Source organism: Cryobacterium sp. 10I1, from assembly GCF_035019805.1.
Lineage (GTDB): Bacteria > Actinomycetota > Actinomycetes > Actinomycetales > Microbacteriaceae > Cryobacterium > Cryobacterium glucosi.
This window is the reverse complement of sequence record NZ_JASJVF010000103.1, coordinates 1-10,774: the sequence shown is the minus strand read 5'-3', so window position 1 is coordinate 10,774 and position 10,774 is coordinate 1. Positions and strand designations below refer to the sequence as shown.

The 10,774-nt window shown below is 69.1% G+C and carries 12 protein-coding genes; 6 read left to right on the top strand and 6 right to left on the bottom strand.

Features of this window, described 5'->3' with window-relative positions; translation table 11 throughout:
- Both QN345_RS10525 and QN345_RS10520 read left to right on the top strand, forming a co-directional pair.
- On the top strand, positions 1–954 hold a 954-nt coding region (locus QN345_RS10525), incomplete at its 5' end, for a molybdopterin-dependent oxidoreductase (protein WP_323508633.1).
- Positions 955–1,132: 178 nt separating this feature from the next.
- Positions 1,133–1,522 (top strand): TraR/DksA family transcriptional regulator, encoded by a 390-nt coding sequence (locus tag QN345_RS10520; RefSeq protein ID WP_166787332.1) that lies wholly within the window; start codon positions 1,133–1,135, stop codon positions 1,520–1,522.
- Positions 1,523–1,552: 30 nt separating this feature from the next.
- On the opposite strand, the gene QN345_RS10515 is transcribed toward QN345_RS10520, so the two are convergent.
- From QN345_RS10515 to QN345_RS10495, 5 genes are all read right to left on the bottom strand, one after another.
- Positions 1,553–1,930, bottom strand: a complete 378-nt coding sequence (locus QN345_RS10515) for a DUF202 domain-containing protein (protein ID WP_322136257.1) — start codon at positions 1,928–1,930, stop codon at positions 1,553–1,555.
- 96 nt (positions 1,931–2,026) lie between these two features.
- Positions 2,027–2,386, bottom strand: a complete 360-nt coding sequence (locus QN345_RS10510) for a YidH family protein (RefSeq protein WP_134448184.1) — start codon at positions 2,384–2,386, stop codon at positions 2,027–2,029.
- Between the two features lie 4 nt (positions 2,387–2,390).
- Positions 2,391–4,379, bottom strand: a complete 1,989-nt coding sequence (locus tag QN345_RS10505) for an ABC transporter ATP-binding protein (protein WP_322136259.1) — start codon at positions 4,377–4,379, stop codon at positions 2,391–2,393.
- Positions 4,376–6,109 (bottom strand): ABC transporter ATP-binding protein, encoded by a 1,734-nt coding sequence (locus QN345_RS10500; protein ID WP_134448180.1) that lies wholly within the window; start codon positions 6,107–6,109, stop codon positions 4,376–4,378. The genes QN345_RS10505 and QN345_RS10500 overlap by 4 nt, the downstream gene beginning before the upstream one ends.
- A gap of 8 nt (positions 6,110–6,117) precedes the next feature.
- On the bottom strand, positions 6,118–6,783 hold the full coding sequence (locus QN345_RS10495; RefSeq protein WP_322136260.1) for a TetR/AcrR family transcriptional regulator: 666 nt from the start codon (positions 6,781–6,783) through the stop codon (positions 6,118–6,120).
- Positions 6,784–6,906: 123 nt separating this feature from the next.
- Here QN345_RS10495 and QN345_RS10490 point away from each other — a divergent pair, with 123 nt between their 5' ends.
- From QN345_RS10490 to QN345_RS10475, 4 genes are all read left to right on the top strand, one after another.
- The gene (locus QN345_RS10490) at positions 6,907–7,467 is read left to right on the top strand and encodes a TetR/AcrR family transcriptional regulator (RefSeq protein ID WP_134558693.1); all 561 of its coding nucleotides are present in this window, start codon (positions 6,907–6,909) and stop codon (positions 7,465–7,467) included.
- A gap of 150 nt (positions 7,468–7,617) precedes the next feature.
- Positions 7,618–8,706 carry a medium chain dehydrogenase/reductase family protein gene (locus tag QN345_RS10485; RefSeq protein ID WP_322136261.1) on the top strand — a complete coding sequence of 363 codons (1,089 nt, stop codon included), beginning with the start codon at positions 7,618–7,620 and terminating at the stop codon, positions 8,704–8,706.
- 120 nt (positions 8,707–8,826) lie between these two features.
- A complete protein-coding gene (locus QN345_RS10480) occupies positions 8,827–9,327 on the top strand; it encodes a methylated-DNA--[protein]-cysteine S-methyltransferase (protein ID WP_134561989.1) in 501 nt (166 codons plus the stop codon).
- Between the two features lie 41 nt (positions 9,328–9,368).
- Positions 9,369–9,944, top strand: a complete 576-nt coding sequence (locus QN345_RS10475; RefSeq protein WP_322137345.1) for a DNA-3-methyladenine glycosylase I — start codon at positions 9,369–9,371, stop codon at positions 9,942–9,944.
- Between the two features lie 91 nt (positions 9,945–10,035).
- Here the strand turns inward: QN345_RS10475 and QN345_RS10470 are convergent.
- On the bottom strand, positions 10,036–10,774 hold a 739-nt coding region (locus tag QN345_RS10470; RefSeq protein WP_323508632.1), incomplete at its 5' end, for a malate dehydrogenase.

Below are 10,774 nucleotides of genomic sequence, written 5' to 3'. Positions count from 1 at the left end.
CTCTTCACCCTGCCAGCGCCGTCCGTCACGGCGCCCGCGATCCCGCCAGCGGCATCCGTCTCCGTTGACGGCATCTCGCCGCTCATCACCGCCAATGCGGACTTCTACCGGATCGACACCGCACTCCAGGTGCCCAGGATCGACCCGAGCACGTGGAGGCTCAAGGTCACCGGAATGGTCGAGAACGAGGTCGAACTGAGCTTCGCCGACCTGCTCGCCCTGCCCCTCGAAGAGAGCACGACAACGCTGATGTGCGTTTCGAACCCGGTCGGCGGCGACCTGATCGGCAACGCGACGTGGCTCGGATACCCGATCAGGAACCTGCTCTCCCGTGCCGTGCCGACCGCGGGCGCCGACATGGTGCTCTCCCGCAGCCAGGACGGCTGGACCGCGAGCACCCCGCTCGAGGTCCTCACCGACACGGGCCGCAACGCGATCCTCGCGGTCGGCATGAACGGCGTCCCGCTCCCGCTCGAACACGGCTACCCGGTGCGGATGGTCGTGCCCGGCCTCTACGGCTACGTCTCGGCCACGAAATGGGTCGTCGAACTCAACGTCACCCGGTTCGACCAGCACACCGCGTACTGGACGGACCGCGGCTGGTCCGAGCGGGGCCCGGTCAAGGTGTCCTCCCGGATCGACGTGCCGCGCTCGGGCGCCAGGGCCGGAGCGGGCACCGTGACCGTCGCGGGTGTCGCGTGGGCCCAGCACACCGGCATCCGCAGGGTGGAAGTGCAGGTCGACGGCGGCGCCTGGGCCGAGGCGACCCTCGCCACGGCGATCTCGGCCGACACCTGGCGCCAGTGGACCTGGTCCTGGCCTGCGACGGCCGGTGCACACACCCTTCGGGTCCGGGCGACGGATGCCGCCGGCCTCGTCCAGACGGATATCAGGCAAGACGTCATCCCCGACGGTGCGACGGGTCTCGACGAGGTCAGCGTCACGATCGCATAGGGGTCGCGGTTCCCCCCGCCACTCCATCAGCCACTCCATCCGCCCTCCCCCGGCGCCGGTTCGAGCACGTTGTGCACCAATGCGCAAGCCCCGAGACAGCCCGGAATGCCGGGCGTATTCTCGTCAGAACATTCTGGCTGCCCGTTCCACGGGTGGCCTCAGCGCGAAAGGACCAACCATGCGCACCCACGCCAACTTCACCGCCGCAGAACTCCGTCGCTTCGAGCGTCTTCTCCTCGAAGAACGCCACGACGCCTTCCTGGCCAAGGGCCGCATGGACGAGACCCTCTCCGGGGTGCTCGACGCCCGCAACAGCGGAACCGACGACGACGAGCACGACCCCGACGGCCCGACGCTCACGATGGAGTGGTCCCGGATGTCGGGCGTGCACAGTGAACTCGTCGCGAAGTCCGCAGCGATCGACCGTGCGCTCGCCAGGATCCACGAGGGCACCTATGGCCTGTGCGTGCGCCGCGGTGAGCTGATCAGCCGCGAACGGCTCGAGGCCCGTCCTGCCGCGGAACTCTGCATCGACTGCGCCCGCGAGATCGAGGCCGGCGCGCGATAACAGCACCGGCGAAGAAACCCCCGGCGTTCGTCACGCCGTGACGACCCGTCCCACGACGCACAGCACGGCGAGCAGGCCGAGCGCACAGGTCGCGGCGGCGAGCGCCGCGAACGGCCACGCACCACGGGAGGCGAGCGTTGCGGAGTCCCGCAACTCGGCGTGCACTCGCCGGTAGCGGTAGCGCACGCCGATGTACGCGGCAAGGGCGAGCGCGAGCCCGGCCGCGCCGAAGAACACGGCCACGACCCCCACGAGCGGTGCCGCGAACCGCACCCCGGCCGCCACGGCGACGGCGAGCGCGAGCACCGTGCGCTGCCACGCCAGCAGGGTCCGTTCGGGTTGCAGTCCGGGATCGAACGGATGCTCGGCGCCCTCCGGTACCTCCGTCACGACCCCGCCCGCCGGCATCCGCTCACCGGAACTGACCGCTGTTCACGAGACTGCGCCCCGTCAGAGGGCTGCGCCCCTTCACAGGACTGCGCCGCTTCACGGGGCTGCATCGCTTCACAGAAACAAGCCCGCGAAGATCAGCAGCCCGCCCACGACGATTCCGACGGCGAGAACACCGGACAGCGCTGGGGCCGGCAGTGGCCGGTCCTCGCGGAGGGCGCGTTCGATCCGGCTCCAGTTCAGCCACGCGTGCACGGGAGCCAGCAGCCCGAGCACCAGGAAGACGACGGCCGAGGCGACCCGGAAGTCCCCCCGGATCGGCAGCTCGAGCACCTCGAGGGCGACGCCGACCGCGAGGAGGGCGAGCGAGGTGCGGATCCAGGCGAGGAAGGTGCGCTCGTTGGCGAGGCTGAACCGGGGGTCCGGTTCCCGGCCGTGTCCGTAGACCGACCGGGGAAACCGTCCTTCGGGCATCTGCCTAGACCTCGTCGGTGACGGGAGCGGCGAACTGGGAGTTGTAGAGGGCGAAGTACGCGCCCCCGGCGAGCAGCAGTTCCTCGTGCGTGCCGAGCTCGACGATCCGGCCGGACTCCATCACGAGGATGAGGTCGGCGTCGCGGATCGTGGAGAGCCGGTGCGCGATCACGAAGCTCGTGCGGTCGGCGCGGAGCGCGCTCATCGCCTTCTGCACGAGCACCTCGGTGCGGGTGTCGACGGAGCTCGTCGCCTCGTCGAGGATCAGCACGCTCGGCTTCGCGAGGAACGCCCGTGCGATCGTCAGCAACTGCTTCTCACCGGCGCTGACGTTGCCGCCCTCGTCGTCGAGCACCGTGTCGTAGCCGTCCGGCAGCGAGTGCACGAACCGGTCGACGTAGGTGGCGCGCGCGGCGGCCTGGATGTCCTCCTCCGAAGCGTCCGGACGGCCGTAGGCGATGTTCTCCCGGATCGTGCCGCCGAACAGCCAGGTGTCCTGCAGGACCATGCCCATCCTGCCGCGCAGGTCGTCCCTGGTCATCTTCGCGATGTCGATGCCGTCGAGGGTGATCCGGCCGGAGTCCAGCTCGTAGAAGCGCATCATCAGGTTGACCAGGGTCGTCTTGCCCGCCCCGGTCGGACCGACGATCGCGACCGTCTGGCCCGGTTCCGCGACGAGGTTGATGTGCTCGATGAGCGGCTGGTCTGCCGAGTAGCTGAACGACACGTCCTCGAAGGTGAGCCGGCCGTGGTTGTCCGTCGGGCTCTCAGCGGGCTCGGGGTCTGCGCTCTGCTCTTCGGCGTCGAGCAGGCTGAAGACGCGCTCAGCGGATGCGACGCCGGACTGCAGCAGGTTGGCCATCGACCCGAGCTGCGCGAGCGGCTGGGTGAACTGGCGCGAGTACTGGATGAAGGCCTGCACGTCACCGAGCTGCATGGCGCCGGAGGCGACCTGCAGCCCGCCGACGACGGCGATGCCGACGTAGACGAGGTTGCCGATGAACGTCATCGCTGGCATGATCAGGCCGCTGATGAACTGGGCGCCGAAGCTCGCGACGTTGAGTTCCTCGTTCTTGGCCGCGAAGCGCTCCTCGACCTCCTTCTGGCGTCCGAACACCTTGACGAGGGCGTGGCCGGTGAAGGTCTCCTCGATCTGGCCGTTGAGCTCGCCGGTGTTGGTCCACTGGCCGACGAAGAGCTTCTGCGAGCGCTTCGCGATCAGCATCGTCGTCACGAGGGTGAGCGGGATCGTGACGAGGGCGATCAGGGCCAGGAGCGGCGAGAGCAGGAACATCATCACGATGACGCCGACCACGGTCAGCAAAGACGTGACGATCTGGCTCATCGACTGCTGCAGGCTCTGCGAAACGTTGTCGACGTCGTTGGTCACGCGGCTGAGCAGCTCGCCGCGCTGAACGGTGTCGAAGTACTTGAGCGGAAGCCGGTTGATCTTCGCTTCGATCTCCGCGCGGAGGCGGAACACCGTGCGCTGTACGACGCCGTTGAGCACGTAGGCCTGGATCCAGCTGAACGCCGAGGACAGCACGTAGAGGATCATCGCCCAGAGCAGAACAGTGGAGAGCGCGGCGAAGTCGATGCCGAGGCCCGGGGTCAGGGTCATGCCGCTCAACAGGTCGGCCTTGCCGGTGTCGCCGGAGGCGCGGAGGCCCGCGATGACCTGGTCCTGGGTGACCCCGGCCGGGAGCGCCTTCGAGACGATGCCCGCGAAGATCAGGTTGGTGCCCTGGCCGAGGAGGCGCGGGCCGATCACGGAGAAGGTGACGCTGATCACGGCGAGCACGACGACGACCAGGAGCCAGAGCCGTTCCGGCCGGAGCTTGCCCATCAGGCGCTTGGCGGAGGGGCCGAAGTTCATGGCCTTCTCCACGGGCATGCTCATTCCGCCCATCGGGCCGTGGCCGCCGCCGGGACCGCGTCCGCCTGGCCCGCGGGCCGGTGCTGCCGCCGCTGGGCGTTCGGTTGACTCGCTCATGCTGCTTCCTCCGCTGTGAGCTGTGAAGACACGATTTCCTGGTAGGTCGTGTTGGTGTCGAGGAGCTCCTCGTGGGTGCCCCGTCCGACGATCCGGCCGTCTTCGAGAACGAGGATCTGGTCGGCGTCGATGATCGTCGATACCCGCTGGGCGACGATGATCATCGTGGCCCCGTCGGTGCCGACCTTGAGCGCCGCCCGGAGCCGGGCATCCGTTGCGAGGTCGAGCGCGGAGAAGGAGTCGTCGAAGATGTAGATCTCCGGCCGTTTGACCAGGGCCCGCGCGATCGCGAGCCGTTGCCGCTGCCCGCCGGAGACGTTGGTGCCGCCCTGGGAGATGGGCGCGTCGAGGCCTTCTGGCATCTCCTCGACGAAGTCCTTCGCCTGCGCGATCGTGAGCGCCTGCCACAGTTCGGCTTCGGTCGCGTCGGGCTTGCCGTAGAGCAGGTTGCTGCGCACGGTGCCGGAGAACAGGTAGGGCTTCTGCGGCACGAGGCCGATGTGACCCCAGAGCAGGTCGGGGTTGAGCTCGCGCACACCGACGCCGTCGACGAGCACGGTGCCGCTCGTCGCGTCGAAGAGCCGTGGGATCAGGTTGATCAGGGTGGTCTTTCCGGAGCCGGTGCTGCCGATGATCGCGGTCGTCTCGCCGGAACGGGCGAGGAAGCTCACGTTGCTGAGCACGGGCTGCGCGGCGCCGGGGTATTCGAAGCCCACGTCGAGCAGTTCGAGCTCGCCGTGGCCGACGGTGGCGTTGACCGGGTTCTGCGGCGGGCGCACGCTCGACGGGGTGGCGAGCACCTCGCCGATGCGGTCGGCGGAGACGGTCGCCCTCGGGATCATCACGGCCATGAAGGTCGCCATCATGACGGCCATCAGGATCTGCATCAGGTAGCTGAGGAACGCGATCAGGGTACCGACCTGCATCGAGCCGTCCTGGATCCGGAAGGCGCCGAACCAGATCACGGCGACGCTCGACACGTTCAGCACGAGCATCACGATCGGGAACATCAGCGCCATCAGGCGGCCGGCGCGAAGTGCAACGTCGGTGACGTCCTCGTTGGCGACCGCGAAGCGGGCCGTCTCCCGGTCCTCGCGCACGAAGGCGCGAATGACCCGTATGCCGGTGAGCTGTTCCCGGAGGACCCGGTTGACGGTGTCGATCTTGACCTGCATCGTGCGGAACAGGGGAATCATCCGCACGATGATGAGCCCGACGGCGATGAGGAGGACCGGAACGCTCACGGCGATCAGCCAGGACAGCTGCACGTCCTGGCGAATGGCCATGATCACGCCGCCGATGGAAAGGATCGGGGCCGAAACCATCAGGGTCGAGGTCATCAGCACGAGCATCTGCACCTGCTGCACGTCGTTCGTGGAGCGGGTGATCAGCGACGCGGCGCCGAACCTGGTCACCTCCTGCTCGGAGAACTCACCGACCCGGGTGAAGACCGCGCCGCGCAGGTCGCGGCCCAGGGCCATAGCCGACTTCGCGCCGAAGTAGACGGCGATGATCGAACAGATGATCTGCGCCAGGGTGATCAGCAGCATCAGCCCGCCGGTGCGGAGGATGTAGCCGGTGTCACCGGTGGCGACGCCCTGGTCGATGATGTCGGCGTTGAGCGTCGGCAGGTACAGCGAAGCGATCGACTGCGCGAGCTGGAACACCACCACCGCCGTCAACAGCCGCCAGTATGGCCGTAAGTACTTCACGAGTAATTTCCAGAGCATCGGTTCTCCTAGGGCAAAGCGGGGATCAGGGTGGAGTCTGTGGCCGGCGCGGGGGCCGGAAGGGTGGCGTCGACGAGTGGTGAGCCGGGCGCCGTCGGGCCGGGCGCGGGGGATCCGTCGATCCCGTGCAGGATCAGGGCGGCGATCTCGGCGTCGTCGAACTCGGGCCCGTTACGGACGTGAGGGACCGACGCGGCCAGGGTCAGCATCCGGATGACCTGGGCCGCACGCTCGGCGGACACCGTGAGCCGGTCGAGGTCCGGCGCGAGGATCCGCGCGATGATCTCGACGAATTCCCGTCGAGAGTCGTCGCCGGGGTGCGGGCCGCGGTGGCCGATCACGGACATCAGGCTGAACACCGTCGTGAACCGGTCCCGCATCAGGGCGACGATCGCGGTGATGCGTTGCTCGAGGGGCAGGGTGGTGTCGATGCCGCGCAGCCGGCGCCGGAACGGTTCGGGGTCGACCTGCCGGGCGACGACGGCATCGATCAGGTCGTCCTTGCTGTCGAAGGCCCGGAAAATGGTGCCCTCCGCAATACCGGCCCTGTCGGCGATCTGCCGGGTCGTGACGGCGTTCCCGTGCTCGAGCAGCAACGGAAGGGTCGCTTCGATGAGCATCGCCCTCCGGTCCTCGACCGGCAGCGGCTTGGCACGGGGCGGCTTGGCTGACATCCCCCCAGCTTAGATGAGTGAGCGCTCACTCACAAGCGGATGCCCGGCGAATTTCTCGTGAACAGCCGTCGGCTTCCGGAAACTGCTTGCACACTCCCCGAGAGTGAGTGTACAGTCACTCACATGCCAGCCCCCACCGTTCGCCTGTCCACCGCCGAAGCGCGCCGATCGATCGTCATCGACAGCGCGATCGAGGTGTTCGCGCGGACCGGGTACCTCGGCACGCCGATCGCGGCGATCGCCGAACACGCCAGGATCTCCCCCGCCTACGTCTCCAAACTGTTCCCGAACAAGGAGGCGCTCTTCGTCGCCGCACTGGACGAATGCTTCGATCGTGCGGGGGCCGCCCTTTCCCGCGGGGCGGACACCGGCGTCGACCGGAGCCCCGACGGCATCCTCTCCGCGATGGGCGGCGCATACGCCGACCTCATCGCCGACAGGTCGCTCCTGATGCTCCAGGTGCACGCGCAGTCCGCCGCCAGCGTTCCCGAGATCGGTGCGGCGCTCCGGCGGGGCATCGAATCGATCACGACCCTGGTCCGCTCACGCTCGGGGGCATCGGACGAAGCGGTGCAGCGCTTCGTCGCCTATGGCCAGCTCTGCCACCTCATCGTCACCACCGGACTCGACGAGATACCGTCCGAGTGGGCGCGCCTGCTCACGGCCGGCATCCGCCACCCCTGACGCGCTCCCCCTCATCGGGCGCCGCAGCCCGACCCAGCATTCGTCTCTCTCGCATCGTTCATTCTCGCCATCAGTGAGTGATCAGTCACCCACTTCCCGTTTCCGACACGACACCAACACCAACACCAACACCAACACCAGGAGAACACCATGACGAACAACATCCAGCCCGCAATGACACCCGCGACGGCCACCGCTACACCGAACGCCTCCCCCACGCTCACCACCGAGATCGTGATGCCCGGCGTGGTCGAACCGGACGGCTTCCAGATCCGGCGACGGATGCTGCCGGCACCGTCCCGCGGCCAGGCCCGGGTGCGCGTCGAGGCGAGCGGCATCTCGTTCGCCGAACAGTCGATGCGTCGCGGGCGCTACCCCGGCCAGCCCGCGTTCCCGTTCGTTCCCGGCTACGACCTCGTCGGCGTCGTTGAGGCCGTCGGCCCGGGCGTCGATTCCGCTCTCATCGGCGGGCGTGTCGCCGCAGCGACCAAGACCGGCGGCTGGGCGAGCGAAGCGCTCGTGCCCGCCGCCGACCTCGTGCCGGTGCCAGCCGGGCTCGATCCGGCGATCATCGAGTCTGTCATCGTCAACGGGATCACCGCCTGGCAGATGCTGCACCGGAAGGCGCGTGTCGGGAGCGGCCAGACCATCCTCGTGCACGGGGCGAGCGGCGGAGTCGGCACGATTCTCGTGCAGCTCGCCCGCCACGCGGGAATCCGGGTGATAGGAACGGCCGCTCCCCGGCACCATGAGGCCCTCCGCGGCCTCGGGGTCGAGCCGGTCGACTACTCGGACCCGGACCTCGCCGCCCGCGTCCGCGAGCTCGCCCCCAGCGGTGTCCACGCCGCCTTCGACCACCTCGGCCTCGCGAGCGCCCGGATCTCGAAGAGCCTGCTTGCTCGCGGAGGCACCCTGGTCTCGTACGGCATCGCCTCGGCCCTCAAGGACACCGGGTCCCTCCTGCCGCTCTTCATCGGGCTGCTCGCCCGGCTCACCCTCTGGAACACCCTGCCGGGCGGCCACCGCGCCCTGTTCTACGACTTCTGGGCCGGGCACCGGGTCACGCCGGCCGCCTATCGCAGGCACCACAGGGAGGACCTCACCGCGGTCCTCGACCTCGTCGAGCGCGGCATCGTCACCCCGCAGATCGCCGCACGGTTCCCGCTCGTCGAGGCCGCGGCCGCGATGCAGCTCGCGGAGTCGCGCAGCGCCCTCGGCAAGGTGATCCTGATCCCCTGAGCCGAGGCCTCCGGCCCGGGCACGGATGCCGCGCCTCCCCACCAGGCGCGGCTCGCGCCGGGATTTCCCCAGGTCCGAAACCCGCCAGAGGCGCGCGCGGACGCCGACTACAGTCGAACCATGGACAGCATCCCGACCGCCTTGATCCGTCTCCCCAGCCCCATCGGCCGGCTGGAACTCACCGGCGACGACGTCGGCGTCCTCACGCTCGCCATCGAGCGCGACGGGCACCTGCCGCTCGAAACCCAGCCGGAGCACCCCTCCCCCGTGCTCGAAGAAGCCGCGAAACAGCTCACCGAGTACTTCGCGGGCACCCGCACCCGTTTCGACGTTCCGATGCACCTCGCCGGCGGCACCGCATTCCAGCGTGCGGTCTGGGCGCGCCTCGACGAGCTCGACTTCGGAACGGTCACGAGTTACGGCGAACTCGGCCTCTCCATCGACCGGCCGGGCTCCGGGCGAGCGATCGGCGGGGCCGTCGGCGCGAACCCGCTGCCGATCCTGATCGGCTGCCACCGCGTGCTCGCGAGCAACGGCCGCATCACCGGCTACAGCGGCGGCAGCGGCATCCCGACCAAGGAGTGGTTGCTCGGCCACGAGGGCATCGAGTACCGTTCGTGACCGACCCGGCACCCAGGGGCGGTGCGACGGCACTCCCGGCGGTGCCCCCGAGCGCCCTCCGCACCGGTGACGACGGAGTCGTACGCTGCGCGTGGGCGAACGGCGACCCCGAGTACCGCCGGTACCACGACGAGGAGTGGGGTCGCCCCCTCCGCGACGATGAGCGGCTCTTCGAGAAGCTCTGCCTCGAGGGGTTCCAGGCCGGGCTCTCCTGGATCACGATCCTTCGTCGTCGACCGGCGTTCCGTGCGGCGTTCCACGGCTTCGACGTCGACAGGGTCGCGGCCATGACCGCGGCCGACGTCGAACGGCTCCTCGACAACGCCGCCATCATCCGGCACCGCGGCAAGATCGAGGCCGCGATCGGCAATGCCAGGGTCACCCAGAACCTCGGCGAGAGTCTCAGCGACCTGATCTGGAGCTTCGCTCCGCCCGCCCGCGCCATCCGGCCGCGGGAACTCGGAGACGTCCCGGCGATCACCCCGGAATCGACGGCGCTCAGCAAGGATCTCCGCACCCGCGGCTACCGTTTCGTCGGCCCGACGACGATGTACGCGCTGATGCAGTCCGCGGGCCTCGTCGACGACCACATCGCCGGCTGCCACCGCGCCCCCTGACCGAGCGAGAGTTCCTTTTCCGGTCGAGAGTGACCGACGCATCTGGCACTTTCGACCGGAAAGGTAACCCTGGCCGAGAGCGAAGAGGCGGTCAGCGGGCGGCGGGAAGAAGGCCGAGGGCGCGCACGTGGTCGCGTTCCTCGATGAGTTCGGCAACGGATGCGTCGATCCGGGTCCGGGAGAAGGCGTTCAGTTCGAGGCCCTGCACGATCTGCCACTGGCCGTCGACCGACCGCACCGGGAAGGAGCAGACCAGGCCCTCCGGCACCCCGTATGAGCCGTCGGAGACGATTGCGGCGGATGTCCAGCGCGCGCCGGTGCCGTGCACCCAGTCGTAGACGTGGTCGATCGTCGCCTCGGCTGCCGACCCCGCCGAGGAGGCGCCGCGCGCGGTGATGATCTCGTAGCCGCGCTTCTCGACCCGCGGAATGAAGGTTCCGGCGAGCCAGTCCACGTCGACGAGCTCGCGAACCGGTCGCCCAGCGGCCGTCGCGTGGAAGACGTCCGGATACTGCGTCGCCGAGTGGTTGCCCCAGATGGCGAGGCCGTCGATCTCGGAGACGTGCACCCCGAGCCGCACCGCGAGCTGGGCGACGCCGCGGTTGTGGTCGAGCCGGGTCAGCGCGGTGAAGCGCTCGGCGGGAATGTCCGGTGCGAACGCGGCGGCGACGAGCGCGTTCGTGTTGGCCGGATTCCCCACGACGAGCACGCGAACGTCGGATGCCGCCCCCGCGTTGATGGCGGTGCCGTGCGGCCCGAAGATGCGGCCGTTCCCCTCGAGTAGCGCAACGCGTTCCTCGCCGATGCCGCGCGGACGGGAGCCCACGAGG

Excerpts from the sequence above, each read along its gene's own strand:
- QN345_RS10520 (WP_166787332.1), top strand. The coding sequence starts at position 1,133 with ATGCGCACCCACGCCAACTTCACCGCCGCAGAACTCCGTCGCTTCGAG.
- QN345_RS10515 (WP_322136257.1), bottom strand. The coding sequence starts at position 1,930 with ATGCCGGCGGGCGGGGTCGTGACGGAGGTACCGGAGGGCGCCGAGCAT.
- QN345_RS10510 (WP_134448184.1), bottom strand. The coding sequence starts at position 2,386 with ATGCCCGAAGGACGGTTTCCCCGGTCGGTCTACGGACACGGCCGGGAA.
- QN345_RS10505 (WP_322136259.1), bottom strand. The coding sequence starts at position 4,379 with ATGAGCGAGTCAACCGAACGCCCAGCGGCGGCAGCACCGGCCCGCGGG.
- QN345_RS10500 (WP_134448180.1), bottom strand. The coding sequence starts at position 6,109 with ATGCTCTGGAAATTACTCGTGAAGTACTTACGGCCATACTGGCGGCTG.
- QN345_RS10495 (WP_322136260.1), bottom strand. The coding sequence starts at position 6,783 with ATGTCAGCCAAGCCGCCCCGTGCCAAGCCGCTGCCGGTCGAGGACCGG.
- QN345_RS10490 (WP_134558693.1), top strand. The coding sequence starts at position 6,907 with ATGCCAGCCCCCACCGTTCGCCTGTCCACCGCCGAAGCGCGCCGATCG.
- QN345_RS10485 (WP_322136261.1), top strand. The coding sequence starts at position 7,618 with ATGACGAACAACATCCAGCCCGCAATGACACCCGCGACGGCCACCGCT.
- QN345_RS10480 (WP_134561989.1), top strand. The coding sequence starts at position 8,827 with ATGGACAGCATCCCGACCGCCTTGATCCGTCTCCCCAGCCCCATCGGC.